This is a genomic window from Kribbella pratensis (assembly GCF_004365355.1).
Lineage (GTDB): Bacteria > Actinomycetota > Actinomycetes > Propionibacteriales > Kribbellaceae > Kribbella.
In genome coordinates this window covers 688,309-713,955 of the sequence record NZ_SODP01000001.1, presented here as the reverse complement: position 1 = coordinate 713,955, position 25,647 = coordinate 688,309, and the positions used below count along the sequence as shown (strand labels likewise).

At 68.0% G+C, this 25,647-nt stretch carries 27 protein-coding genes; 9 read left to right on the top strand and 18 right to left on the bottom strand.

Annotated features, from left to right (window positions below):
* Nucleotides 1-25: 25 nt before the first annotated feature.
* The gene (locus tag EV653_RS03355; protein WP_134097835.1) at nt 26-661 is read right to left on the bottom strand and encodes an O-methyltransferase; all 636 of its coding nucleotides are present in this window, start codon (nt 659-661) and stop codon (nt 26-28) included.
* 94 nt (nt 662-755) lie between these two features.
* Between EV653_RS03355 and EV653_RS03350 the strand changes: the two genes are divergently transcribed.
* Nucleotides 756-1,736 carry a carbohydrate kinase family protein gene (locus tag EV653_RS03350; RefSeq protein WP_134097833.1) on the top strand — a complete coding sequence of 327 codons (981 nt, stop codon included), beginning with the start codon at nt 756-758 and terminating at the stop codon, nt 1,734-1,736.
* Here the strand turns inward: EV653_RS03350 and EV653_RS03345 are convergent.
* On the bottom strand, nt 1,723-2,157 hold the full coding sequence (locus EV653_RS03345; protein ID WP_134097831.1) for an ester cyclase: 435 nt from the start codon (nt 2,155-2,157) through the stop codon (nt 1,723-1,725). The genes EV653_RS03350 and EV653_RS03345 overlap by 14 nt on opposite strands.
* Before the next feature lie 79 nt (nt 2,158-2,236).
* Here EV653_RS03345 and EV653_RS03340 point away from each other — a divergent pair, with 79 nt between their 5' ends.
* Nucleotides 2,237-2,830 carry a TetR/AcrR family transcriptional regulator gene (locus EV653_RS03340; RefSeq protein WP_134097829.1) on the top strand — a complete coding sequence of 198 codons (594 nt, stop codon included), beginning with the start codon at nt 2,237-2,239 and terminating at the stop codon, nt 2,828-2,830.
* On the opposite strand, the gene EV653_RS03335 is transcribed toward EV653_RS03340, so the two are convergent.
* From EV653_RS03335 to EV653_RS03290, 10 genes are all read right to left on the bottom strand, one after another.
* Nucleotides 2,818-3,504: a GntR family transcriptional regulator gene (locus EV653_RS03335; RefSeq protein WP_134097827.1), complete on the bottom strand. Its 687-nt coding sequence runs from the start codon at nt 3,502-3,504 to the stop codon at nt 2,818-2,820. The genes EV653_RS03340 and EV653_RS03335 overlap by 13 nt on opposite strands.
* Before the next feature lie 43 nt (nt 3,505-3,547).
* A complete protein-coding gene (locus EV653_RS03330) occupies nt 3,548-4,825 on the bottom strand; it encodes an alpha/beta fold hydrolase (protein WP_134097825.1) in 1,278 nt (425 codons plus the stop codon).
* Nucleotides 4,822-5,646, bottom strand: coding sequence for an ABC transporter ATP-binding protein (locus tag EV653_RS03325; protein WP_134097823.1), 825 nt, complete (start codon nt 5,644-5,646; stop codon nt 4,822-4,824). Before EV653_RS03325 ends, EV653_RS03330 begins: the two co-directional genes overlap by 4 nt.
* Nucleotides 5,643-6,443, bottom strand: coding sequence for an ABC transporter ATP-binding protein (locus EV653_RS03320; protein WP_134097821.1), 801 nt, complete (start codon nt 6,441-6,443; stop codon nt 5,643-5,645). The genes EV653_RS03325 and EV653_RS03320 overlap by 4 nt, the downstream gene beginning before the upstream one ends.
* Entirely contained in the window at nt 6,440-7,423 is a 984-nt protein-coding gene (locus EV653_RS03315) for an ABC transporter permease (protein ID WP_134097819.1), read from the bottom strand. The genes EV653_RS03320 and EV653_RS03315 overlap by 4 nt, the downstream gene beginning before the upstream one ends.
* A complete protein-coding gene (locus tag EV653_RS03310; RefSeq protein ID WP_238159532.1) occupies nt 7,420-8,391 on the bottom strand; it encodes an ABC transporter permease in 972 nt (323 codons plus the stop codon). Before EV653_RS03310 ends, EV653_RS03315 begins: the two co-directional genes overlap by 4 nt.
* The gene (locus tag EV653_RS03305) at nt 8,388-10,082 is read right to left on the bottom strand and encodes an ABC transporter substrate-binding protein (protein ID WP_238159531.1); all 1,695 of its coding nucleotides are present in this window, start codon (nt 10,080-10,082) and stop codon (nt 8,388-8,390) included. The genes EV653_RS03310 and EV653_RS03305 overlap by 4 nt, the downstream gene beginning before the upstream one ends.
* Nucleotides 10,082-11,950 carry a glycoside hydrolase family 127 protein gene (locus tag EV653_RS03300; RefSeq protein ID WP_134097817.1) on the bottom strand — a complete coding sequence of 623 codons (1,869 nt, stop codon included), beginning with the start codon at nt 11,948-11,950 and terminating at the stop codon, nt 10,082-10,084. Before EV653_RS03300 ends, EV653_RS03305 begins: the two co-directional genes overlap by 1 nt.
* Nucleotides 11,951-12,040: 90 nt before the next feature.
* Nucleotides 12,041-14,563 (bottom strand): polynucleotide kinase-phosphatase, encoded by a 2,523-nt coding sequence (locus tag EV653_RS03295; protein ID WP_134097815.1) that lies wholly within the window; start codon nt 14,561-14,563, stop codon nt 12,041-12,043.
* Nucleotides 14,560-15,960 (bottom strand): 3' terminal RNA ribose 2'-O-methyltransferase Hen1, encoded by a 1,401-nt coding sequence (locus EV653_RS03290; RefSeq protein WP_134097813.1) that lies wholly within the window; start codon nt 15,958-15,960, stop codon nt 14,560-14,562. The genes EV653_RS03295 and EV653_RS03290 overlap by 4 nt, the downstream gene beginning before the upstream one ends.
* Before the next feature lie 217 nt (nt 15,961-16,177).
* Between EV653_RS03290 and EV653_RS03285 the strand changes: the two genes are divergently transcribed.
* Complete coding sequence (locus EV653_RS03285; protein WP_134097811.1) at nt 16,178-16,501, top strand: hypothetical protein; 324 nt, start codon at nt 16,178-16,180, stop codon at nt 16,499-16,501.
* Nucleotides 16,502-16,544: 43 nt separating this feature from the next.
* On the opposite strand, the gene folE is transcribed toward EV653_RS03285, so the two are convergent.
* On the bottom strand, nt 16,545-17,156 hold the full coding sequence (gene folE / locus EV653_RS03280) for a GTP cyclohydrolase I FolE (RefSeq protein WP_134097809.1): 612 nt from the start codon (nt 17,154-17,156) through the stop codon (nt 16,545-16,547).
* 76 nt (nt 17,157-17,232) lie between these two features.
* Here folE and EV653_RS03275 point away from each other — a divergent pair, with 76 nt between their 5' ends.
* On the top strand, nt 17,233-17,919 hold the full coding sequence (locus EV653_RS03275) for a helix-turn-helix transcriptional regulator (RefSeq protein ID WP_134097807.1): 687 nt from the start codon (nt 17,233-17,235) through the stop codon (nt 17,917-17,919).
* On the top strand, nt 17,906-18,394 hold the full coding sequence (gene ybaK, locus EV653_RS03270; RefSeq protein ID WP_134097805.1) for a Cys-tRNA(Pro) deacylase: 489 nt from the start codon (nt 17,906-17,908) through the stop codon (nt 18,392-18,394). Before EV653_RS03275 ends, ybaK begins: the two co-directional genes overlap by 14 nt.
* On the opposite strand, the gene EV653_RS03265 is transcribed toward ybaK, so the two are convergent.
* Nucleotides 18,381-19,676 carry a glycoside hydrolase family 32 protein gene (locus EV653_RS03265; protein ID WP_134097803.1) on the bottom strand — a complete coding sequence of 432 codons (1,296 nt, stop codon included), beginning with the start codon at nt 19,674-19,676 and terminating at the stop codon, nt 18,381-18,383. The genes ybaK and EV653_RS03265 overlap by 14 nt on opposite strands.
* Nucleotides 19,677-19,777: 101 nt before the next feature.
* Nucleotides 19,778-20,857 (bottom strand): 3-deoxy-7-phosphoheptulonate synthase, encoded by a 1,080-nt coding sequence (locus EV653_RS03260; protein ID WP_134097801.1) that lies wholly within the window; start codon nt 20,855-20,857, stop codon nt 19,778-19,780.
* An 835-nt stretch (nt 20,858-21,692) separates the two neighbouring features.
* Here EV653_RS03260 and EV653_RS03250 point away from each other — a divergent pair.
* The 4 genes from EV653_RS03250 (at nt 21,693) to EV653_RS03235 (ending at nt 23,478) form a co-directional block, all read left to right on the top strand.
* Nucleotides 21,693-22,247 carry a histidine phosphatase family protein gene (locus EV653_RS03250; protein ID WP_134097799.1) on the top strand — a complete coding sequence of 185 codons (555 nt, stop codon included), beginning with the start codon at nt 21,693-21,695 and terminating at the stop codon, nt 22,245-22,247.
* Entirely contained in the window at nt 22,237-22,623 is a 387-nt protein-coding gene (locus EV653_RS03245) for a fluoride efflux transporter FluC (RefSeq protein WP_134097797.1), read from the top strand. The genes EV653_RS03250 and EV653_RS03245 overlap by 11 nt, the downstream gene beginning before the upstream one ends.
* A complete protein-coding gene (crcB, locus tag EV653_RS03240) occupies nt 22,620-22,985 on the top strand; it encodes a fluoride efflux transporter CrcB (RefSeq protein ID WP_134097795.1) in 366 nt (121 codons plus the stop codon). Before EV653_RS03245 ends, crcB begins: the two co-directional genes overlap by 4 nt.
* A 199-nt stretch (nt 22,986-23,184) precedes the next feature.
* Nucleotides 23,185-23,478 carry a WhiB family transcriptional regulator gene (locus EV653_RS03235; protein ID WP_134097793.1) on the top strand — a complete coding sequence of 98 codons (294 nt, stop codon included), beginning with the start codon at nt 23,185-23,187 and terminating at the stop codon, nt 23,476-23,478.
* Between the two features lie 19 nt (nt 23,479-23,497).
* On the opposite strand, the gene EV653_RS03230 is transcribed toward EV653_RS03235, so the two are convergent.
* The 3 genes from EV653_RS03230 to EV653_RS03220 form a co-directional block, all read right to left on the bottom strand.
* Complete coding sequence (locus EV653_RS03230) at nt 23,498-23,893, bottom strand: PLD nuclease N-terminal domain-containing protein (RefSeq protein ID WP_134097791.1); 396 nt, start codon at nt 23,891-23,893, stop codon at nt 23,498-23,500.
* Between the two features lie 99 nt (nt 23,894-23,992).
* Nucleotides 23,993-24,862: an ABC transporter permease gene (locus tag EV653_RS03225; protein WP_134097789.1), complete on the bottom strand. Its 870-nt coding sequence runs from the start codon at nt 24,860-24,862 to the stop codon at nt 23,993-23,995.
* A complete protein-coding gene (locus EV653_RS03220) occupies nt 24,852-25,637 on the bottom strand; it encodes an ABC transporter ATP-binding protein (RefSeq protein ID WP_134097787.1) in 786 nt (261 codons plus the stop codon). Before EV653_RS03220 ends, EV653_RS03225 begins: the two co-directional genes overlap by 11 nt.
* Nucleotides 25,638-25,647: the final 10 nt, after the last annotated feature.

Here is a 25,647-nt window from a genome sequence, read left to right as displayed (position 1 = left end):
TTCGCCGGCCTGCTCCCCGACTTGCTCACTTCTTGCGGACCAGAGTCAGCCCGTCGCCGATGCCGAGCATGACCACGTCGACGCGATCGTCCTGCGCGATGTGCGCGTTGAACTCCTTGCGGTCGGCCGGGCCGTCCGCCTCGATCACCCGTCCGCCGGCCAGCGTGTTGTCGAACAGCATCAGCCCGTTCGGGCGGATCAGCGGCAGAACGGTCTCGAAGTACTTGATGTACCAGTCCTTGTCGGCGTCGACGAACGCCAGGTCGAACTCGCCGTCGAGCTTCGCCGCGGAGTCGTGCGCGTCACCGATCCGCAGGTCGATCTTGTCCGCGACGCCCGCCCGCTCCCAGTACTTGCGGCCGATCGAGGTCCACTCGTCGCTGACGTCCAGGCAGATCAGCTCGCCGTCGTCCGGCAGCCCACGCGAGATCGCCAGCGCGGAGAACCCGGTGAAGGTGCCGATCTCGACCGCCCGGCGGGCGCCGATCAGCCGGGTCAACATGGTCAGCAGGCCGGCCTGGTCCGCGGTGGTCAGCATCCCCGCCGGGTTGCCGAGCTTCTCGGTCTCGGCGCGCAGCTCGGTCGCGATCTCGTCCAGCGGCATACCGTGGGCGACCATGTAGTCGTGCAGTTCCTCGGTCACCGGTACCTGATGGCCCATGAATTCCCGCCCTCCGTGTATTTGTTCGGTCGCCTGTAGTCTCTATTGGCTGTCTGCACGCCGCACACCCACCCCACCTGAGGGAGCCTCAAGCATGCGCATCGCCGTCGCCGGTTCGATCGCGACCGACATCCTGATGACGTTCCCGGGCCGGTTCAAGGACCAGTTCCTCGAGGAGCAGATGCACAAGGTCTCCTTGTCGTTCCTGGTCGACGAGCTGGTGGTGCACCGCGGCGGTGTCGGCGCGAACATCTGCTACGGCATGGCCCAGCTCGGGTTCGGGTCGCTGCTGGTCGGGTCGGTCGGCGCCGACTTCGCCGAGTACGGCGCGGCGCTGACGGCGGCCGGCGTGGACGTGTCGCATGTCCGCGTCTGCGAGAACGTACACACCGCGCGGTTCACGTGTACGACGGACCAGGACGCGAACCAGATCGCCTCGTTCTACACCGGCGCGATGGCCGAGGCGCGCGAGCTCGACCTGGGCGCGATCCATCAGGCCACCGGCGGCGTCGACCTGGTGCTGATCGGCGCCGACGACCCGGACGCCATGCTCAAGCACACCGAGCTGGCCAAGCAGCACGGGATCGCCGTCGCCGCGGACCCGTCACAGCAGCTGGCGCGGATGGACGGTACGGACATCCGGCGGCTGATCGACGGAGCGGCGTACCTGTTCAGCAACGAGTACGAGGCCGGCCTGATGGTGCAGAAGACCGGCTGGAGCCACAACGAGATCCTCGAGCGGGTCGGCGTCCGCGTCACCACGCGCGGCGGCGACGGCGTGGTGATCGAGGACGCGACCGGCGTACTGGCGAAGGTCCCGGCCGTGCCCGCTCCGGGCCTGGTCGACCCGACCGGCGGCGGCGACGCGTTCCGCGCCGGCTACCTCACCGGCCGCGCCTCCGGTCTCGATCACGAAGCAGCCGCCCACCTCGGCTGCACGCTCGCCACCACCGTCCTCGAAACGGTCGGGACGCAGGAGTACATGCTCGACCACGACGTCTTCCTCGACCGCCTCACCAGCGCGTACGGCGCCGACGCCGCCTCCACCGCGAAGCAGGCGCTCAAGTCGTCGTAACCGCCTGAAGCCGGGCCAGCCCCCCGGTCTGCGCGAGCAGGGCGAAGCGGTCCGGGCAACCCCAGTGTTCGACGATCCGGCCGTTGACGACGCGGGCCACCTCGAACAGCCCGATCTCGATCGGGGCATTGCTCGGCGGCCCGAAGAACGAGCCGGTCGCGGTCCCCCGCGCCCGGCCGCGGGCCCACACGACGTCGTCGACGACGACCGACTCCTCCAGCGTGTACTCGATGTCCGGCATCAGCTCGTGCACCTGCCGGATCGCGGCCTTCACCTGTTCGCGTGCCTGGTCACCCCTCCCGGCCAGGCCGAACTGATGCTCGATCAGGTCCGGCGCGCACACCTCGTCGACGATCGCGTCGTTCCCGGTCGCGAACCCCTCGTGCAGGATCCGCTCCAGCACCTCACGTGGTCCTTCCATGACTCCCCCTCGAAGTGACTTCACTAGCAGTGCACTCGATGCAGTATCACTGCACTGAACACAGTGATAGTGTGCTGACATGCCCGAGGCTGTCAAGTCCTATCGCCAGGTGCAGGCCGAAGAGACCCGTCTGCGGATCGCCCGTGCGGCCCGTGCGCTCTTCGCCGCGCAGGGGTACGGCGCCACCAGCATCGACGCGATCGCCAAGGAGGCCGGCGTCGCGACCCGGACCGTCTACTCGGCCTTCGGCACCAAGCGGGAGATCCTGTCGCTGATCTGCGACCAGTGGCTGAGCGAGGCCGGCGCGATCGAGCGGGCAGATCAGGTGTTCGCGATCGAGGACCCGGCCGAGCGACTCCGCGGCGCGGCCGGCTGGCTCACCACCTTGTACTCGGCCGGCTTCGACGTCGTCCTGATCTTCGAGGCCGCGACCGACGAAAGCCCCGAAACAAAGGCCTTGCTGCGGTCGAAGCTTGCCGGACGCAACCAAGTGATGGACGCGATGATCGCGTCGCTGGAGGGCCGGCTGAGGATTCCGCTCAAGCAGGCGCAGGCCATCTACCGCGCGCTCGCGGCGCCCGGGGTGTATCAGGAACTGGTCGACGAGTCCGGGTGGACTCCGGAAGAGTTCGAGACGTTCGTTGCCGACTCACTCCTTCGTCAGCTGCTCTGAGAGCGGGCCCACAATCCGCGGACATGGCCGATGTGCCGACGCATCAGCTGTTCGGCGCCCTCGCCGTCGCCGGCCTCGACCAGGTCCATCAGCTCGTGGTGCTCGGTGGCCGACGGGAGCAGCCGGCCGCTCTCGACCAATGGCGTGAGACCGAGCAGACGGGTCTGGGAGCGCAGGTCTGATACGACGTCGACGAGCTTCTGGTTGCCGGAGTACGCGAGCAGCGTGACATGGAAGACCCGATCCGCCTCGATGTACGCGATCAGGTCGCCCGCCTGCGCCGCGACCACGATGTCCTCGGCGAGCCGGCGCAACCGCGGGTAGTCCGCGGCCGGAATCGCCGGTACGACGTCCCGGATCGTCGGCGGCTCGATCAGCTGCCGGACCGCGGCCACGTTGTCGAGGTCCTCGTCGGACACCTCGGTGACCCGGAAACCCTTGTTCCGCAGGGAGATCACCAGACCCTCGCGGACCAGGTCCAGCATCGCCTCGCGCACCGGCGTCGCGGAGACCCCGAACCGCGCCCCGAGCGTCGGCGCGGAGTACACCTCCCCCGGCTTCAGCTCACCGGAGATCACCGCCGCCCGCAGTGCGTTGGCAACGCTGTCACGCAGGTTCTCGCGCTGTGCGAGCCGCCGTACGCTCGGCATCGGCTCGGTCGAATCGGCAGTCATCGCTCACCTCCCAGGGTCGCCGCCTATTGTGAAACACCGCGCCTCACCGCGCTGGGATGCCACCCCCGATCGACGCGACCAAGTCGGCGAGCCGCTCGAACACGCGGTCCGACCCGAGGCCGTCGTGCTCGTACTCGTTCGTCACCCAGGCCTGCAGATTTCCGACCCGCCCCGCGGTGTCGAGCTGCAGCCCGGAGTCGACGTACATGTCGTCGAAGTACACGGCCGCAGCGACCGGTACGTCGTTCGCCGCGAGCCGGTCGAGGTCGTACAGCTCGGGCCACTGCGGCCGCTGCGCCATCAGCTCGACCGCGCCCTGGAACGGCCGCAGCCCGCGGATCTCGGAGAACATCCAGGGATACATCATCTCGCCGGTGAACAGCAGCGGCCGCGCGTCCTCGGCGAACTCCGGGCGCCGCGCCCGCTCCGCCTCGGCCGCCCAGCCGGTCGCGCCCTCACCGGATCCGTAGATGCTCTCCTGCAGCGCGGCGAACAACGGCTCCTCGAGGTACGACGACAGGTCGAGAGCCTGCCCGAGGAAGGTGTCCGAGAGCTCGTCCTCGTCGAACGCCTCGTCGATCAGCCAGTGGATCCGCTCGTATCCAGGCTTCATCCCGAACGCGATCCCGAGCGACTGGAACCGGCGTACCGTCAGCCGATCGCCATCCGGCAGCCGTACGTCGTCCGCCGCCAGCCGGTCCGCGATCGCACCGACCCGCTCGACGTTGTGCGGGTAGCGCTTGTAGAACTCGCGGTTCTTGGCCTCGACCCGCGGATAGGTACGCCGGTACACCTCGGCCGCCGACGGATCGATCGAGGCGAGCCCGCCAGTGACGTAACACGCTGTCAGACCCTCGGGCGCCTTGGAGAGATAGGTGAGCGTGAGGAATCCGCCGTAGCTCTGACCGAGCGTCGACCACGGCTTGTCGCCGAAGACCGTCGTCCGCAGGTGCTCGGCGTCGGCGATGATCGAGTCCGCCCGGAAGCACGCGAGATAGTCGGCGCCTTCCTCGGCCGACATCGTCGCGATCCGCCGGCGCGTGACCGGCGTACTCCGGCCTGTGCCCCGCTGGTCCATCAGGACGACCCGATAGTTCTTCAGAGCCTGCCCGATCCACCCGGTCACGCCGACCGGCCGCGGGCCCCTGCCGCCCGGACCGCCCTGGAGGAACAGCAGACACGGCAGGTCGTCGTTCTTGCGGGTCGGGTCGACGAGTTCGCGGGCGAAGACCCTGATCGTCTCGCCCGGTTCCGACCAGTCGAGCGGAACGTCGACGATGTGCTCGCGGACGTGCATACCTGGAATCGTGTAGCTGATCATGAAGCCTCTTTCTGCCTGCGTCTGGCATCCCACTCGGGGTTGATCCGCGGTACGGCGGCCAGCAGCGTCTTCGTGTACTCGTCCTGTGGATCGCCGAACACCTGGTCCCGCGACCCGACCTCCACGATTCTGCCTCTGTTCATCACAGCCACACGCTGGGAGATCTGCCGCACGACCGCGAGGTCGTGCGCGATGAAGATGTAGCTGAACCCGCTCTCCCGCTGCAGCCGCATCAGCAGTTCCAGCACCTGCGCCTGGATCGACACGTCGAGCGCCGACACCGCCTCGTCGCAGATCACCAGCTTCGGGTTCACCGCGAGCGCGCGAGCGATCCCGATCCGCTGCGCCTGCCCGCCGGAGAACTGCGCCGGGTAACGCCGGTAGTGGTCCGGGTTGAGCCCGACGCGTTCCATCAACTCCTGCGTGAACGCCCGTCGCCCACCGGCCGGCGCGATCCCTTGATACGTGAGCGGCGCGGTAATGATCCGCTCGACCGTGTAGCGCGGGTTGAGCGACGAGAACGGGTCCTGGAACACCACCTGCACGTTGTTCCGGAACGTCGCCAGCTCCTTGCCTCCGGCCCGGGTCACGTCCTGCCCGTCGAACACGACCGACCCGCTCGTCGGCTCCAGCAACCGGGCCGCGATCCGCGCGGTCGTCGACTTCCCGCTGCCCGACTCCCCCACGATCGCGAGCGTCTCACCGAGCTCGACCTCGAAGCTCACGTCGTCGACCGCGGTGAACGTGGACCTCTTCGCCATCGCGCCTTCGCTCCGGGTGACGAACTGCTTCGTCACGCCGCGAACCTGCAGCAACGTCATGCTGATACCTCGTCATCGATCCTGGGTACGGCGTCCAGCAGCATCCGCGTGTACTCGTGGCGGGGATCCGAGAACACCTGCTCGGCCGACCCGTACTCGACCGGATCGCCCTCGCGCATCACCAGCACCCGCTGCGCGATCGAGCTGATCACCGCCAGGTCGTGGGTGATGAAGATCATCCCGGTCCCGGTCGTCGACTGGAGTTCGGCCAGCAACTCGAGGATCTGCGCCTGTACCGTCACGTCGAGTGCGGTCGTCGGCTCGTCGGCGATCAGCAACGACGGCGAGCAGCACAACGCCATCGCGATCATGACTCGTTGCCGTTGGCCACCGGAGAACTGGTGCGGATAGTGATCGACCCGCCGGCCGGGATCAGGAATTCCGACCCGCTCGAGGGCCTCGATCGCCACGTGCTTCGCCGCCCGGCGCGATCCACCGCGATGGGTCTGGTACATCTCCGAGATCTGCAGACCCACGGTGTAGTAGGGATTCAGCGACGACAGCGGATCCTGGAAGACCATCGAGATCGCGTTGCCACGCACGGCTCTGAGCTCCCGTTCCGACTTGCCGAGCAACTCGGTGCCCTCCAGCCGAACACTCCCGGACGTCTGCGCACCGCGCGGCAGCAGACCGAGGACGGCGAGCGCGGTCATCGACTTGCCCGACCCGGACTCGCCGACGATCCCGACGGTGTCGTCGCGGCCGACGGTGAACGACACGTCTTTCACCACGTCGACCGGCCCACGACTTGTCGGAAGGGTGACCGTCAGACTGTCGACAACAAAGAGATCGCTCATGACGACACCACCCGCACCCGCGGATCCAGCGCCGTGTACAGCAGGTCCACCACCACGTTGCCGATGACAACGAAGAACGCGGCGAGCAGGGTCACCGCCATGATCACCGGCTGGTCGTTCTTGGCGATCGAGTCGGCGGCCATCTTGCCGATCCCGTTCAGCCCGAACACGGTCTCGGTGATCAACGCGCCGCCGAGCAGTCCGGCGAAGTCCATCCCGAAGATCGTCGTGATCGGTGTCAGCGCCGGCCGCAGTGCATGGCGGCGCATGATCAGCGATCCGCTCAGTCCCTTGGCGCGCGCAGTACGGAAGTAGTTCTCCGACAAGGTGTCGATGACGTTGCTCCGGGTCAACCGTGCGTACAGACAGGCGTAGCCGACCGCCAGCACGACCCATGTCATCAGGTACGACTCGAACCACAGCACCGGGTTGTCCGCGAACGGCACCGCCGACGGGAACGGCAGCACCTGCAGCTTCACCACGAGCACGTACTGCAGCAGCAGCGCGAGCACGTAGTTCGGCACACTCACGCCGCCGAGTGCGAGTGCCATCGCAGTACGGTCCCACCAGGTTCCTTGTTTCACGGCGCTGACGAGACCGCCGATGACACCGGCGAGCAGCCACAGTACGGCGGCGCCGACCGCGACCGTGATGCTGACGGGCAGCCGCGCGGTGATCATGCTCCACACCGACTCGTTGGTCTGGAAGCTGTAGCCGAGACACGGCGCCGGGCAGTGCACCGAGCCGTACTGACGGCCCGCGAAGATGCCGCGCAGGAACTCCCAGAACTGGGTCAGGATCGGCTGGTTCAGCCCGAGCACGTCGCGGATCGAGTTGATCCGGTCCGGCGTACACGTCTTGCCGCAGATCATCACCGCGGGATCCGGTGACAGCTTGAAGAAGATCAGGTACGTAAACAGACACACGGCCAGCAGGATCAGTACGACGCTACCGAGCCGGCCCAAGACATACCGGGTCATGCTGCCTCCCCCTGGTCGATCAGCGTGCGGATCTTGTCGCCGAGGACGGTCAGCGAGAGCACGGTGAGGAACAGGAACGCGCCCGGGATCGCGAAGAACATCGGGTCGACGGAGTACCAACTGACCGAGCTCGCGATCATCTGGCCCCACGACGCGGTCGGCGGCGAGACGCCGACGCCGAGGAACGACAGCCCGGCCTCGGTGCCGATGAAGCCGGGGATCGCCAGCGTCGTCATCACCACGATCGAGCCGCGCAGGTTCGGCAGGATCTCCCGGAACACCACCTGGGTGTCCTTGGCTCCGGAGGCCCGCGCCGCCTCGACGAACTCACGGTTGGCCAGCGTCATCGTCTGCCCGCGGATCACCCGGGCCAGGTACGGCCAGCCGAACACGCTGATCACCACGACCAGCAGCACCGGCCGGTTGCCCGAAGGCAGCGACGACAGGATCGCGATCATGAAGATCAGCGCGGGGAACGCCATCAGGAAGTCCATCAGACGCGAGATCACCTGGTCGACCCAACCGCGGTAGAACCCGGCCAGCATGCCGAGCACGACGCCGAGGATCCCGGTCAGCAGCGTCGCCGACAACGAGATCGTGATCGACACGCGCGCGCCGTACACGATCCGGGCGAACAGGTCGCGGCCGTTCTGCGGTTCGACGCCGAACCAGTGCGAGCCGCTGATCCCGCCCAGCGAGCCGTGCGGTACGCCGCCCAGGTCGGAGTTGATCGCGGCCGAGTCGAACTGGTACGGCCCCCACCCGCTGAGCTTGGTGATCAGCGGAGCGGCGACCGCCATCAGCACCACGATCGCCAGGAACACCAGGCACGCCAGCGCGCCCTTGTCCCCGGTGATCGTGGTGGGGATCCGCCGGCCCGAGGTCGGCGGACCGCCGGCGGGTGCCGACGGTCCTACCTCCGGTACCTCGAGCAGAGCTGCGCCTGTCCCCCCGGCGGTGGTCGTCACTTCCCCGCGTCCTTGAGCCCGACCGAGACCAGGTCGATCCCGCCGGAGAAGCCGTCGTGCAGGTAGGCGCCGCCGATGTTGCTACCGACAAGCATCAGCACCTTCTCGTACAGCAGCGGCACGACCGGCGCGAGCGCCATGATCTGCTTGTCCAGCTCGCCGTACGCCGCGTTGGCCGCGTTGACGTCGGTCAGCTTTGCGATCTCGTCGATCTTGGCGTTCACGCCCGGGTCGTTCAGCTGGGACAGGTTCGTGTTGCCCTTCGGGGTGATGTTGCGGCCGTCGAACAGCGGCGGCAGGAAGGTCGCGCCGGACGGCCAGTCCGGACACCAGCCGGTGATCGCCGCGTCGTGCTGCTGCGACGTCGTACCGATCACCTCGTAGTACGTCGCGGTGTCGATCGTGTTGATCTTCACGGTGACTTTCAGCGGCTCGAGCGCCTGCTGGATCGCGACCGCCATCGCCTGCATCTTCGGTTGCGCCCGGGTGTCGAGCGTCATCGTGAAGCCGTTCGCGAGGCCGGCCTCGGTCAGCAGTTTGCGCGCGCCTTCGATGTCGCCCTTGTTGTCCGGGCTCGGGTACGGGTCGTAGTCCACCCGGCCGGTGATCGTCGGCGGCTGGATCGTGTTCCCGATCTCGGCGAGCGCCGATCCGCCGTCCGCGTCACGCACAGTCTGCTTGTTCACCGCGAGGTTGATCGCCTGCCGCACCTTCACGTTGTCCAGCGGCTTCTTCGTGGTGTTCAGCCCCATGTACGTCGTACAGCCGTTGATGCCGGTCATCGTCCGCTGCTTGAGCTGCGGCGTCTGCATCCGGGCCACGGTCGCGGCCTGGACGGTCCCGGCGATCGCGTCGGCGTCCGTGCCCTGGCCCGCGAGCATCCGCTCGTCGATCGTGGCGGGGTCGAGGCCGAACGTCCACTGGAACGCGTCGGGGTTCGCCGTACGGACGTCGTCGGTCTTCTTGTCCCACTTGTCGTTGCGGACCAGCTTGAGCGACGCTCCCGGCTTGTAGTCGGCGAGCTTGTACGGACCGGACGAGATCGGCTTGCTGTCCAGCTGATTGCCCGCGCCCTGGCCCTTCGGCACCGGCGTGAACGTGTTCTGCGCGACCACGCTGCCGAAGTCCGCGAACGCCTTCTTCAGGTGGAACACGATCGTCTTCGCGTCCGGCGTCGCGATCGTTGCCAGGTCACCCGATTTGAACGGGCCCTGGTACGACGCGGGCGCCTCGATCAACTGCTTCGCGTACGGCGAGCCGATGCCGATCTCGGGATCCCAGGCGCGCTCGACACCCCACTTCACGTCGGCGCTGGTGATCGGCGCACCGGTCTCGAAGAACACTCCGTCCTTCAGCGTGAACGTCCAGGTCTTGCCGCCGTCGCTGGGCTTGCCGGTGTCGGTGGCGAGATCCGGGACGATCTTGGTGCCTTCGGCACCCGGTGCGGCGCCCTGGGTGGTGAGCGTCCGGTAGATCAGCCGGTAGAAGTTGTTGACGCCGCCGTCGAAGCCGCGGGCCGGGTCGAGGTGTGAGAAGGCCGCGTTCGCGAGCACCTGCAAGGTGCCGCCCTGTCCCGCCTTGGCATCCGGACCGGCCGACTGGCCGCTGGTCCCGGACGTGCCGCCACCGCACGCGCTGAGGGTGAGCGCGGCGGTAGCCACCAGCCCCACAAGCATTGAAGTTCTCTTCATCAGCCTTCTCTTTCGGTTCGAAGCCACACACGCATGGCCAGGGCCTCACGGTTTCCCCACAGGAAGTACGGGATGAACGTCGCCGGCACTTCGTGGACGGCGGATTGCTGGGTTGCCTCGGTGATCACGGGATAGAGCTCGGCCGGCGGCTCGGGTGCAACGCCGGCGGTCAGCTCGAGCACGAGATGGTCGTCGCGCTGCCGCGCGATCGCCGTGCGGACGGCGCTCGGCGTCAGTATCAGGTCGTCGACCGGCGCACCCACATCTTGTTGCTCGACGCAATAAACCAGCGGCCCGCGCGCCACCGCGATCGCGTCACGGGTCGCGTCCAGGTAGGGGTGCGATCCATGGGCTCTCGGTGCCATCGGCAACGTCAGCCGCACGACGTCGCCGGCAACGAAAGTGCGGCGGACGACAACCCAGCCGTCGTCCCCCAGCGCCGGCGCTTCGCCTGCAGCCCCGGGCAGGGCGAGGGTCGCCTCGGTCGCCCAGGCCGGGAGCCGGAGTGCGATCGTGCGTTCCTCGGCCGGTGCGTTCTCGACCGTGAGGGTGATCTCGCCGTCCCACGGGTAGTTGGTGGAGACGCTGATGGCCAGGTCACCAGCGGTGATGTGCGAGTCGGCGTACACCCCGACGTACAGGATGTCGTCGCGGGTGATTGCGATCTGGTCCTGGAGTTCGGACATCCAGCGGACGATGTTCGGTGGGCAGCACGGGCATCCGAACCACGCGCGCCGCAGCAGTTCACCACCGTCTTCGGCACCGGACCGCTGCTCATGATCCGACCGGCGCTGCAGCGGGTTGTCGTAGAAGAACGCCGTACCATCCGCCGAAAGCCCAACAGCGTAAGCGTTGTAGAGCACGGTCTCGTAGACATCGAGGTATGGCGCCTTGCCGGTGGCGACGAACATCCGCCAGGCCCATTGCATCGTCGCGATCGCGGCGCACGTCTCGGCGTACGCACGCTCGGACGGTAGTTCGTACCGGTCGCCGATCGCCTCGTCGGAATGCCGGCTGCCGAGGCCGCCGGTGAGGTAGAGCTTGGTCGCGACCATGTCGTCCCACAGACGCTCGAGCGCGGCCAGCAGCGTCTGATCGCCGGTCTCCAGGTACACATCCGTCGCGCCGGCGGCCAGATAGGCCATCCGTACGGCGTGCCCGATGACGGATGGCAACTCGCGGAACGGAACGTGATCCTGGAAGTACTCGCCCGGGAAGATCGTGTGCTTGAGCTTCCCCTGCCCGCGCCGGTCGACGAATAGTCGGGCCTGGGTCAGATAGTCCGCATTGCCGGTTTCTCGATACAGCTCGACGAGCGCCATCTCGACCTCGGGGTGACCGTCGATCACTTCCTCACCGTGCTCGCCGTACTTGCGCACCACGAGGTCGGCGAACGTGCGCGCGATCGTCAGCAGCCGGTCGTCGTCGAGCCGGCGGTTCGCGGCGACGGCGGCCTGGATGAGGTGGCCGAGGTTGTAGAGCTCGTGCCCCCACCCGAGATCCGACCACGGCTGCTTGGGCTGGTCCGGGTCCTGGAAGTACGAGTTCAGGTAACCGTCCTCGGCCTGCGCCTGGTCGAGCAGGACGACGACCTCGTCGAAGAACTCCCGCGCCCCGGCCGGCGCGTCGTCGCGGCCCACCTCGTACGCGAGCCCTTCGAGCGTCTTGTACAGATCCGTGTCCAGGAACGGGTAGCGCCCGCGGTACGGCCCGACCGACGGATCGGCGAGCCGGCGGAGGTTCTCGAGGTTCCCGGCCTTCCGCAGTTCCCCGATGACATGCGGAATCGTCGCCTCCCGGTTCCGCCGCTGCCAGCTCGCCAGCAGCCCACCGGTCAGCTCGACGTTCACTTCAGTACCGTGTGACATTGCACTGACCTTAAGTGCAATGTCACACCTTGCCAAGGGATCACGGCAGAGGTTTACACGCCGGAAACCATCACCCGCGCCCCGGCGAGCTCAGAGGCGCGGGTCGATCGGTTCTGATTCGAGGGCCAGGACGGCGAAGACGCATTCGTGGATGCGCCAGAGGGGCTCGCCGCGGGCGGCCCGGTCGAGGGACTCCAGACCCAGGGCATACTCGCGGAGTGCCAGCGAGCGCTTGTGACCCAGGTTGCGATCGCGGAGGCGGGTGAAGTTGGCGGGGTCGGTGTAGTCCGGGCCGTAGATGAGGCGCAGGTACTCCTGCCCGCGGACCTTCAGACCGGGCTGTGCGAGACCCTTCCCGGTGCGGGTCAGGTTCGGGGCCGGCTTCACGACCATGCCCTCTCCTCCAGCGCCGGTGAGCTCTTCCCACCAGGCGATGCCGGCGTCCCAGTTGTCCGCGTCGACGAACAGCCGCCTGGTCTGCGTGATCAGCTCCGGGCCCTTGGCAACCATCCGGTCGGCCACATCGAGGTGCCACGCGTGCGGCCGGTCCTGGTACGTCGCCCCTTCGGACGCCAGCACCTGGAACGGCGCCAGCCGTACTCCGTCGAGCCCGTCGGTCGGCCAGCAGTACCGTCGATGCGCCTCGGTGAACTTCGCGGCGTTCGACGTACGGCGCTCCATCGACGCCAGCAGGTCGCCCACGTCCAGCCCGGCGCCGACGGCGGAACGCAGCGCGGCGGTTGCTGCGGGCAACGACGTACGGGCGGCCGCGCCGACGGCGGCGTACTGGTTGCGCAGCAGGTCCTCGGCCTTCGCGCTCCACGGGAGCAGCTCGGCATCGAGCAGCAGCCAGGACGTGTCGAGCTGTTCGAAGATTCCGGCCTCGGAGGCGACGCGGCGCAGCCGGAGAAGGAGCTCGTCGGTCAGGTCCGCGTCGAAGAACGACCGCCCGGTGCGGGTGTGGATCGCACCCCGGCCGGCAAGGCCGAAGCGCTTCTCCGCCACGTCGTCGTCCCTCGTCAGCAGCACGACCGCACGCGAGCCCATGTGCTTCTCCTCGCACACCAGCTCGGTGACGCCTTGTGCGCGGTACGTCTCGAAGGCCTGCCGCGGGTGCTCCAGCAGCCCCGGCTCGGGCGATGTCGCGACCGGGCTCATCGTCGGCGGCAGGTACAGCAGGAACCGTGGATCGATCGCGAACCGGCTCATCACCTCGAGCGCCGCACCGGCCTGCTCCGCGCGGACACTCAGTCGCCCGTGCGTCGCGGTCTCGATCACCCGGCGCCCGGTCACGTCGGTCAGCTCGAGTACGTCGGGTTCGCGCGACGGTGCCGTTGCCACGTGCAACGGTTTGGCCGGCGCGTAGTACTCCTCGGCCGCCTTGACCGACACCAGCTCGCGCTCGGGATAGCGGAGCGCGGTCAGCGAGCCGCCGAAGACACAGCCTGTGTCGAGGCAGATCGTGTTGTTGATCCACTCCGGCTCGGGCGTCGGCGTGTGGCCGTAGACGACCATCGCGCGACCGCGGTAGTCGTTCGCCCACGGGTACCGCACGGGCAGCCCGAACTCGTCGGTCTCGCCCGTCGTCTCGCCGTACAGGCAGAACGAACGCACCCGGCCGGACGCACGACCGTGCATGCGCTCGACCAGGCCGGCGTGCGAGACAACCAGCTTGCCGCCGTCGAACACGTAGTGCGAGATCAGCCCGTCGATGAAGGTTTCGACCTGGTCGCGGAACTCCTGCGGCTCCAGCGCGAGCTGCTCGAGTGTCGTCTCGAGCCCGTGGCTGATCTTGACGTTCTTGCCGCGGAGCGCGCGGAGCAGCTTGTCCTCGTGGTTGCCCGGTACGCAGTACGCGTTGCCGTTGGCAACCATGCCCATGACGAGACGCAGTACGCCGGGAGTGTCCGGCCCGCGGTCGACCAGGTCGCCGACGAACACCGCACGGCGGTCCGCGTGAACAGCGTCGACTGGACGGCCGGCGTCGTCGCGGGTGATCGTGTAGCCGAGCTCGGTGAGTAGCTGCTCGAGCTCGGGACGGCAGCCATGGACATCGCCGACGATGTCGAACGGGCCGGGCTGGTCCTTGAGATCGTTGAACAGTCGCGTGCGTTCGATGCTGACGGCATCGATCTCGTCGACGCTGTTCAGCACGTGAACAGTCCGGAAGCCTTCGCGTTTGAGACTTCGCAGGCCGCGCTTCAGTTGTGAGCGCTGGCGGGCGATCACCTTCGCGCCGAACTGCCGGTCGGCCCGCTGCTCGGTGCGCTCGGTGCACACCCGCTCCGGCGGGTCGAGCACGATCGCGACCGGGAGTACGTCGTACTCCCGGGCGAGGTTCACGAGCTCCTTGCGTGCCTCAGGCTGCACGTTCGTCGCGTCGATGACCGTCAGCCGCCCGGCAGCGAGACGCTTGCCGGCGATGAAGTGCAGCACCTCGAACGCGTCCTTGGTCGCAGCCTGATCATTCTCGTCGTCCGAGACCAGCCCACGACAGAAGTCACTCGAGATCACCTCCGTCGCCAGGAAGTGCTGCCGAGCAAACGTGGACTTCCCCGAGCCACTCGCCCCCACCAGAACCACCAGGGAGAGCGCTGGTACGTCGATCTTCATCGAGCGTCCTCCCGTCGGAACAGTGCCAGCTGGGTTGGTGGGCCTACCTCGGGGTCGACCGGGCCGACAGGGCGGAAGTCGACTGAGTAGTCGTAGCGGGTCGCGACTTCATGGGACCAGGATTCGAACTCGCGGCGGGTCCACTCGAAGCGGTGGTCGGGGTGGCGGAAGTTGCCTGCGGGCAGGGATGGGAAGCGCACGTTGTACTCGCTGTTCGGGGTCGTCATCACGACGGCTGCCGGGCGAGCAGCGCGGAAGACCGAGTGGGCCAGAGCGGGCAGGCGGGGTGGGTCGACGTGTTCGACGACCTCCATCAGCACGACCGCGTCCAGCCCGGCGAGCCGCTCGTCGGAGTACGTGACGGACGACTGCAGGAACCGGAGCCGGTCCCGTTGCCGGTCGGGCAGGTCGTCGTAGTGCAGCCTCCGTTTGGCCCGGATCAAAGCTCGCGCCGAAACGTCGGTCGCGATCAGCTCACCGATCATCGGGTCCTTGAGCAGCTCGCCGACCAGCGCGCCCTCGCCGCAGCCGATGTCCGCGATCCGCCGCGCGCCCAGCTCACGCAGTACGCCGGCCACGACGCCGCGCCGTTCGACCGCAAGCGAGACCGAGCCCTCGTCCGACGACTCCTCGGCCAGCTCCTCGCCGTCGACTTCGACAAGTCGCTCCAACGCCGCATCAGACAGATACCGCCGGTGCGCGAGATAGCGGCGGGAGATGAGTTCCTTCTCGGGATGCGCACCGAGCCACCCCTCGCCGGCGCGCACCAGCTTGTCGACCTCGTCCGAGCCGACCCAGTAGTGCTTGGCGTCGTCCAGCACGGGCAGCATCACGTACAGGTGATTGAGCGCATCGGCCAACCGCAGTACGCCGGTCAGCCGCAGGTCGACGTACCTCGAATCACCCCAGGCCGGGATCTCCGGGTCGAGCGGCACCGGGCGCGCGTCGACGTTCCATCCGAGCGGCGCGAACAGCCGCTCAGCCAGGTCGGACCCGCCGTTGCACGGCAGCGCAGCCACATGGATCTCCAGCGGGATCGCGCGCGCCGCCAACTCCGGACGCGCGTCACAGCGACCGTTCATCGCGGTCCGGAAGAGCTTCGCCAGCGCCACCGCGAGCAGGCTCGATGCGGCGTACGGGCGGTCGTTGACGTACTGCCCGAGCGTGAATCCTTCCGCCGCCCTCCCACGGCCGGAGCGGACCAACCCGATCGGGTCGATCTCCAGCAGGACCGCCGCCGTACAACGCTCGTCGGTCGCCTCGGGGTAGAAGACATGCGCCGATCCGCCGGTGACCTCGATCTTCTGCGGCCGGGCCGGGTTCTTGTGCAAGAGGAACCCGAAATCACTCGCGGGCGCGTCTACTCCGGTCAGGTCGGTGCCGAGGGTCAGGAACACCGCGCCATTCGATCACGGGTCGAGGAGCGAGACACGCGGATTAGGGGCTGGCGTGTTCGGCCCTTTGGATCTAGCTTGTGGTGAGAAGATCAGTCGCTACAGACCGTACTTCCCCGCTGACAGTCGGTACATGTCCCCGGTTTGTGGCGAAAGCCCAAGCACGTGACAACGGGGAAAGGATCATGGCACCAATCTGTCGCCTCCCGGGGTGTACCCGGTGAAACCCCAGACTTTCGAACTCGTCCGCTACGCCGACATCAGCGGGGTTTCCGGCACCGGCGTCGTCGCCGAAGGGTGCGTCTTCACCGACGGCTCGGTCGCGCTCCGCTGGCACGGCGCGAACCCCTCCACGGCCGTCTGGCCGGACCTGGATTCCATCCTCGCCGTTCACGGCCACCGCGGCGCGACCGTGGTGCGCTGGCTGGACGTCTCCGAGATGGAGCCGGTGCCGGGCACCGACCTGCTGCCCGGCGAGCTCACGCACATCCTCGCCACCGGCCGCCGGACCCACCACCACCCGCCGGCCGTCGCGTCGGCGTGAAACTCGGCTGAAACCGGACTGAACTTCGGACTGACCGCCCGGCCTACGGGGTGAGGCCGGTCAGCGCGAAGAACTCCTGCCGCGAACTGGGGTTTTCGCGGAGGATCCCGTGCAGCGACGACGTGACCGTGCGCGAGCCGGCCGCACGGACGCCGCGCAGCGACATGCACTGATGCTCGGCCTCGATCACCACGCCAACGCCCTTCGGGTCGAGGTGGTCCTGCAGCCAGTCGGCGACCTGCTTCGTCAGCCGCTCCTGCACCTGGAAGTCACGCGCGAACAGCTCCACCACCCGGGCCAGCTTCGACAGCCCGAGGATCCGGTCGCCGGGCAGGTACCCGACGTGGGCGACGCCCTGGAACGGCAGCAGGTGGTGCTCGCACAACGACTGCACCGGGATGTCCTTGGCCAGGACGAGCTCGTCGTACCCCTCGTCGTTCGGGAAAGTGGTCAGCTCGAACTCCCGCGGTGTGAGCATCTCCGCGTACGCGTTCGCGACCCGGCGCGGGGTGTCCACCAGGTGTGCGCTCTCCGGGTCCCGCCCGAGCGCGGTCAGCAGATCCGCGACCGCACGCTGTGCGGCCGGAAGGTCGATCTCCTCCCGCCGCGCGACGATATGGAGGGGGACGGACTCGAGGTCGGCCGAGATCGCCATCTGCACACTCCCTGAGGTCTCAACGAACTGCCACTATAACTGTTACATCAACACAAGTTGTCGATAGAATCATCCTGTGGACACGTCGTGGGACACAGAGGTTCAGGCAGTCGCCGCATTGGAGGAGCCGACCCGCCGCCGGCTCTACGAGTACGTCGTCAACGCGCCGGACCCGGTCAGCCGCGACGAGGCCGCGGCCGAGCTCGGCATCCCCCGGACGACGGCCGCCTTCCATCTGGACCGGCTCACCGAGGAGGGCCTGCTCGACACCTGCTTCGAGCGCCGCAGCGGACGCACCGGCCCGGGTGCCGGGCGGCCCGCAAAGCTGTACCACCGCTCCGACCGGGAGATCGAGATCACCCTCCCCGAGCGCCAGTACGCGGTCGCGGGCCGGCTCCTCGCCGCAGCCGTCGAGGACGCCGAAGCCGACGGTACGTCGCCGCGCGCCGCGGTCAACCGCCGCGCCCGGGAGTACGGCGAAGCCATCGGCCGGGACGCCGGGGACCGCCCGGTGATCGAGATCCTGGCGTCGCACGGCTTCGAGCCGCGCGCGGACAAGGACGGCATCGGACTGGTCAACTGCCCGTTCCGGCGCATCGCCCAGGAGCAGCCCAAGCTGGTCTGCGGGATGAACCTGCACTTGCTGGCCGGCATCGTCGACGCACTCGACCTTCCCTACGAGGCCCGCCTCGCCCCGTCGCCCGGTCACTGCTGCGTCCGGCTGGTGCCCGCCGGTCTAAGCTCGCCAGGTGGCGAAGAGTAGGCAGAGTCAGGGGACGCCCGCGACGGTGGCGCTGACGAAGGCGAAGGTCGAGTTCACGACGCACGCGTACGAGCACGACCCGGCGGCGAAGTCGTACGGGCTGGAGGCCGCCGAGGCGCTCGGCCTGGACCCGGAGCAGGTGTTCAAGACCCTGCTCGTCGAGGTCGACGGCAAGCTCGCGGTCGGCGTCGTACCGGTCGGGAAACAGCTTGATCTGAAGGCGATCGCGGCCGCGACCGGCGGCAAGAAGGCGGTGATGGCCGACCCGGCTGCCGCCGAGCGCACCACCGGGTACGTCGTCGGCGGCATCAGCCCGATCGGCCAGAAGCGCGCATTGCCCACCGTCATCGACAGCACCGCCACCGACCACCCGACCATCTACGTGTCGGGCGGCCGACGCGGTTTCGACATCGGCCTGTCCCCCGCCGACCTGATCACCGTGACCAAGGCACGCACGGCGGCTATCGCCAGATAGACGCGAGCTGGTGGATCGTCAGCTGTTCCACGACGACCCGTCCCTCGGCCACCAGCTCGAGCTCGGCCGGACGGACGTTGTAGCTCTGGTAGACCGCGCCGTCGTTCCCGAACACGTCCAGCTGGTCGCGGTCGACCAGTAGGTGGAGTTTGATCCGGCCATTGACCGGCCGGAGCTCGGCGCCGTCGAGCCGTTGGTCCTGGTACGCGACGTCGCGGCCGACCTTGAGCGTGAAGCGGGTGACTTGGCCGACGTCGACCGTTGCCTCCAGCTCGTAAGTGCTGCCGGCTGGGATCTGCTGTACGCCGTCTTCGACCGTCAGGTTTTCCCAGGTCTGTGTGCTTTCTCGGAGCGACGCAAGCTCCGGGATCGGGGTGCTGAAAACGCGGAGGCCGTCGTCGGTGTGGTGCAGGGTTAGATCCACCGGGACCGACGCATTGCCGGTCCAGATCGAGCCTTTGTTCTCGCCCTGCCACGCCATCGAGACGATCCGCCCGTTCGGCACGTTCTCGAAGGTCAGGGCCGCGTAGTACCCGGCGCCGGCGAAGGTCTCGGTCTGGTTGATCCGCTGCGGCTCGGTCCACTCCGAGTGGTACGTCGTACCGTCCCAGGCGCCGACGACGTACTGGCCGCTGCCTGCGTGCAGGACCCAGCGGTGGTCGTCGTCGAGCGGCATCCGGATCAGGTTCGGGCACTCGAACAACCAGTCGGCCGAGTAGCGCGACGCGAACGTCCAGTCGAGCAGGTTGATCGAGGTGTAGAAGTCGACGCCGTTCCCGCCCTCGTCCGACCACACGACCATGCCCCAGGTCTCCGAGACGGGGTCCCGGAAGACCTTCGGGTCGCGGCTCGTGCCGCCGGGTGTGACGACCTTCTTGCCGTCGGCGTACGTCAGGAACGTGTTGCCGCCGTCCAGGCTGTAGAAGACGGTCACGCCGTTCGTGCCGGAGTACACAAGGATCGGGTCATGGTCGCCGTCCTTCAGACCGCTCACGTTCTCGAGGTCGACGACCCCGCCGCCCGACCACAGGTCACCGGGGTGGACCTGTGGGTCGAGGGCGATCGGTTGTTGCGTCCAGTGCACGAGGTCGGTGCTGGTCGCGTGACCCCAGTGCATGGTGTCCCAGACCAGGCTGTTCGGGGCGTGCTGGTAGTAGAGGTGATACACGCCGCGGTAGTACAGCGGCGCGTTCACGTCGTTCATCCAGCCGGCCCGCGAGCTGAAGTGGAACTGCCCGCGGTTGTCTTCCTGGTAGTTCGTCGCTGGATAGGGGAAGGTCATGGTCCACACCTACCCCATCAGCACGTCAGCCAGTGATTCCGGGCTTTCACGGTGACCGGACTGGTCGGCCCTCGACACCTACGGGACCTCCGGAGGAATAGCTATCGGCGGCGAGCGATTGCTGCGTCCCGAAGATCCTGCAGCGTCTGCTCGGTCGTCTCCCAGCCCATGCAGGCGTCGGTGACCGACTGGCCGTAGGTCAGCTCGCGGGTCGGGTCGAGGTCCTGGCGACCCTCCCGCAGGAACGACTCGAGCATCACGCCGACGATCGCCTTGTTGCCGGCCGCGACCTGCGCGCCGATCTCCTCGGCCACCACCGGCTGACGGCGGTGGTCCTTGCGGCTGTTGCCGTGGCTCGCGTCGATGACGACCCGCTCCGGCAGGCTCGCCGTACGGAGGAGCTCGACAGCGCCGGCGACGGACTCCGCGTCGTAGTTCGGCCCGCCGTCGGAGCCACGCAGTACGAGGTGGCAGTCCGGGTTGCCGCGGGTGTGCAGGATCGCGGGCGCGCCGTCGTGGTCGATACCGGTGAAGACGTGCGGTACCGCGGCAGCCTTGATCGCGTCGACGGCCGTGGCGATCGAACCGTCGGGGCGGTTCTTCATCCCGATCGGCATCGACAGGCCTGACGACAGCTGGCGGTGCACCTGGCTCTCGACCGTTCGTGCGCCGATCGCACCCCAGCCGACGGTGTCAGCGATGTACTGCGGGGTGATCGGGTCGAGGAACTCGCAGCCGGCCGGCAGGCCGAGCTCGGTCACCTGGACGAGCAGTTGGCGCGCGATCCGCAGACCGCGGTTCACGTCGCCGGAGCCGTCGAGGCCCGGGTCGTTGATCAGGCCCTTCCAGCCGAGGGTGGAGCGCGGCTTCTCGAAGTACACGCGCATCGCGATCAGCAGTCCGTCGGAGAGGCGCTCGGCGACCGGTCGCAGTCGTTCGGCGTACTCGAGGGCCGCTTTCGCGTCGTGGACCGAGCACGGGCCGACGACCACGAGCAACCGGTCGTCGACGCCGTCGAGTACGTCGGCCACCGCCTGCCGACCGTCGGCGACCCGGGCGGCGAGCTCGTCGTTGAGCGGGAACTCGTCGTGCAACGCCTGCGGGGTGATCAGCGGGACGGTCTTCTCGATCCGCCGGTCGACGACGCGCGCCTGTTCGGTCGGTTTCGGGAGGGTGTTCATCGGGGGGACCTTTCCGCCGGTCCGCTCGCGTTGCAGCGCAGGCAGCCGGCTGGTGGGACGAGAAAAGCCAAGGACGGATGTCCTTGGCTTCGGGCCGGCTGCGGTGTCTGCGGTTGGGCGTCAGCGATCGGCTGAGCTGCCCGGCACCAGAGCCGGCCACTCAAAAAATCGCCAATAGCTACGCTTCACGTCCACGACAATAGCATCCGTGAACATCCGTACCGCCCACCGAGACGAACTACCCGCCCTCCAGGTCGCGGAATCGGGCGGGAGCTGATCGCGTACGTCGACCAGTGGGCTGGCGGATCCGGGCGGCGGAAACTGCGTTCGGGTTGGACCCTGTGGAGCGGGTCTTCATGCGACGGGCGGTTGCCGGTCAGTAACCGGACGCGGTGTGGGCTCGTTGATGGCTGCAAGACCGGCTAGACGACGGGGAGTGCTGCAGGTGGTGAGGCCGCGGACCTTTGAGTTGGTTCGGTATCGGGATCCGAGTGGGGTTTCGGGGACCGGAGTGGTGGCTGAGGGCTGTGAGTTCAGCGACGGTTCGGTGGCCTTGCGATGGCGGGGTGACAACCCGGCCACAGCCGTCTGGCCCGACCTCGACTCGGTGCTGGCGGTGCACGGCCACCAGGGCGCGACCGAGGTCCGGTGGGTCGAGGGCCAGGGCCCCTCCGAGCCACGTGCAGGGCTCGACAACCTCTTCGACGAACTGCACCAGGTCCGAGCGCCACAAATACCTTCCCCACCCCACCACCCCGGTCAGGCATCGCTCACCGATCCGCCGCCGCCCGGCCACGCCCGTGGATGGGCAGGGGCCAGGCATCTGAGGTAGAACGTGGCCGGGACGCAGATCTACCTGGTCCGGCACGGCGAGCCGGACTACGAACCGATCGATTCGCGGGGGCTGCCGGGGATGGCGGCCGACTCCGCCCCGCTCAGTGCCGTCGGGATGAAGCAGGCCGAGGAGCTGGCTGACTTGCTCGGCGGCATCCGCGCGACGTACCTGGTCAGCTCGCCGCTCACCCGCGCCCTGCACAGCGCCGCGATCATCGGCCACCGGCTCGCGCTCGGCGTCCGGGTCGACTACGACCTGCGCGACTGGTTGCCGGACCAGACCGGCCGGTGGCGCAGCATCGCCGACCTCCACGCCGCGCAGGCCGAGTTCGAGGCGTACGACGGCGAATGGCCGGAAGGTGTGCAGCGACCGTGGGAGCCGCTGTCCCAGGTCCGCGAGCGTGCCCGCGCCGTCCTCGCTCGCCATACCGCCAGCACCGACGGACCCGTCCTCGCGATCACCCACGCGACGGTGATCCGGGCGCTGACCGGTGTGAAGGACACGGCCCACGGCGCCCACGAGTACTACCGGTACGATCCGGCGAATGACGGCTGAGCCGGGACTGCCACGCATCATTGGCGTCGTCGCTCTCGGTGGTGTCATCGGCTCGCTGGCCCGCTACGGCCTGGCCGAAGCAGTGCCGCACGGAGCGACTGGTTTCCCCTGGGCGACGTTCGTCACCAACGTGCTCGGCTGCTTCGCGATCGGGGTTCTGCTCGCGCGGTTGACCCCGCGCCATCATCCGCTGCTGCGGCCCTTCCTCGGCACCGGCATCCTCGGCGGCTTCACGACGTTCTCGACGTTCGCGGTCGACACGGAGAAGTTGCTGCACGTGCAGATGGTTGTTGCATTCGTCTACTTCTTCGGCACAGTCGCCGCGGCGTTGGCAGCGGCAACGATCGGCGAGCATCTCGGCGGGCGGACGCGATGAACATCGTCTTGGTGGCACTCGGGGCCGCGGTCGGTGCACCGCTCAGGTTCCTGGTGGACAAGCACATGGTGGCCCGGTTGTTGCTCGGTGCCCGGATCGAGACCCCGTTGCCTTGGGGCACCTTCGCCGTCAACATCCTCGGCAGCTTTCTGCTCGGGCTGCTGACCGGCGTCGGCAATCACACGATCGCTTTGCTCGTCGGCGTCGGGTTCTGCGGCGCGTTCACGACGTACAGCACGTTCGCGGCCGAGACGACGGCGTTGGCCAGTTCCGGACATCGCCGTAAGGCGGTCCTCAACGTGGTACTGAACCTGGGTACCGGCCTGGTCGCGGCAGTTGCCGGAGCCTGGCTGAGTAAGTGACTCATGTCACACGAGGTGATGACGTGAACACCTGCACCGCCTGACTCTGCGCCTGAAAGGGCCTGATCACGGCCCGCAACGGCACGCGGTGATAACGAATGGCCCGAAGTTCGAGACAACAAGGGTTGAACTACGTAAGAGATGAGCATAGTTTTCACCGAGCGCCCGTCCGCGCTCACGGTGAGTCAAGGAGGTTGCCATGTCGAGAGGGATGCCTCGCCTGCCCCGCCCGCTCATGGATCTGTGGGACTGGCAGTCACAAGCCGCATGCCGGGATGTCAACCCGGAGCTCTTCTTCTCACCCGAATCGGAGCGTGGCGTTCGCAAACGCGCCCGCGAGATGGTGGCCAAGTCGCTGTGCGGGACCTGCCCGGTCCAGCCCGAGTGCCGGCAGCACGCGCTCTCCGTCGGAGAGCCGTACGGCGTCTGGGGCGGCACGACGGAATCCGAGCGCGACAACACCGTCCTCCCCGAGCACCGGAAGTCGGCGTAGCAGCTGCCCGCTACCGATCTCAGGCAGTTCCCTCGTCGTTCTCGGACGGGGGATCGTCGTCCTGGGCCTTGTTCTTCGGGGCCTTGTTCTTGGGGTCTTCGGGCTCCGGCGGCTTGACCGTCGTGCGCGGGTCGCGGTAGCGGTCCAGTGACTTGAGAAAGTCCGGATCGTCATCGGGTGCCACAGGGCGACTGACGGGCCGCGACGGCCGTACCACGGCCTCGCGGCCGTCACCGCCCTGCGTGCGCGACATGAGCAGCCAAACGATCGGGCCCACGAACGGGACGAACACGATCAGGACGATCCACACCAGCTTGGGCAGGTGCGGCACGTCCTCGTCGGGTGTCTGGATGCAGGAGAACAGCGCATACACGCTGAGCACCAGGCTGATCAGGAACGGCAGGAATCGAACCACGCTCCCAACAGTACGGCGCGGACCCGATCAGCGGGCGGAGGCGGCGGGTCCTGTCCGGTAATCCCACGCCGTGCCGAGTGCCGCGCAGTAGGCGTGGGATTACCGGGCAGGACCCAGTCCTCGTGCCTTGAGGACGGTGTTCTCGAGTGGGCGGAAGACCAGGAGTTCGATGCCGACGCCGACTACGAAGATCAGCACGATGCCGGCGAAGACCATCGAGATGTCCGACAGCGACATGCCGTTGTGCAGGTATTGCCCGAGGCCCTCACCGAGTTCCGGGGAGGTCGCGATCAGTTCGGCGGCCATCAGTGAGCGCCACGAGAACGCCCAGCCCTGCTTGAGTCCGCCGAGGAACCCGGGCAGCGCGGCCGGCAACAGGATGTACCGGATGCCGCCGAACCGGCCGGCACCGAGAGCTTTGCCGACGCGCGGCAGGATCGGCGGCACCTGGTCGAGGCCGGAGACGAGCCCGTTGGCGATCGACGGCACGGCGCCGAGCAGGACGACCCAGTAGATGGCGCGGTCGTTGAGCCCGAACCACAGAATCGCGGCCGGCACCCACGCGACCGAGGGCAGGCTCTGCAGGCCCGAGACGAGCGGGCCGATACCTCGGCGTACGACGGTCAGGTTGGCGATTGCGAGCCCGAGCGGTACGGCGATCAGCAGCGAGATCGCGAAGCCGATGACGGCGCGGTGGACCGATACCCAGAACAGTTCGGCGATGTCGCCGCTGGTCACGAGCTGCCAGATCTGACTCCAGACGGCCGCCGGCGCGGGCAGTTTGAACTCGGGCCAGAACGCAGCGGCCCACAACGCCTGCCAGATCGCGACCAGGACGACGACCGCTCCGATCGGCGGCAGGACGCGCGCGGCGATCCGCCGTACCCGCGAACCCTCGGTGGTGTCAACCGGCGTGTCGAGCGCGTCGAGACCGGCCTCGACGGATCCTTCCTGAACGTCAAGCGGCATGACTGCTGATCACCTTGCGGAGTGCGGTGTTGATCTCGTCCGTCACGGCTGCAGCATCAGGAGCGTCCTCGACATCCCACTGCTGTACGACGCGGCCGGGTCGTGACGAGAGCAGTACGACGCGTTGACCGAGTCGCACTGCCTCGCGGACGTCGTGGGTGACGAACAGGATCGCCGTACCGGTCGCTCGCCAGATCCTCAGGAGCTCGCCCTGCAGGACGTCGCGGGTGATCGCGTCGAGGGCGGAGAACGGCTCGTCCATCAACAGCAACGACGGCTTGTCACCAGCGTCCCCGGTGCTGTCGGTCGTGGACGCAAGCGCCCGGGCCAGCGCGACGCGTTGCCGCATGCCACCGGACAGCTCGTGCGGCCGCTTGTCGCCCAGGCCCGCCAACCGCACCAGCTCGAGCAGCTCGGCTGCCTTCGCTCGCCGCTGTGCCTTCGGTACGCCGGCCATCCGCAACGGCAACTCGACGTTCCCGGCCGCGGTGAGCCACGGCATCAGCGCAGCCTCCTGGAAGACGACCGCCGGGCGCGACGAATTCAGCTCGATCCGCCCGGCCGTCGGATGGTCCAGGCCCGCGACGAGATTCAGCAGCGTGGTCTTGCCGCAGCCGGAGGCGCCGAGCAGGCAGACGAACTCGCCGGGCTCGACCTCGAGATCGACGCCGTCCAACGCGACCACCGACTTCCGGCCGGTCCCGAACGTCTTGCCTACTTGATGAAAGCGCACCGGGCTCAGCACGTCCGGCAAGGTGTCGATGGTCGCGGTCATGGCCTGCCTC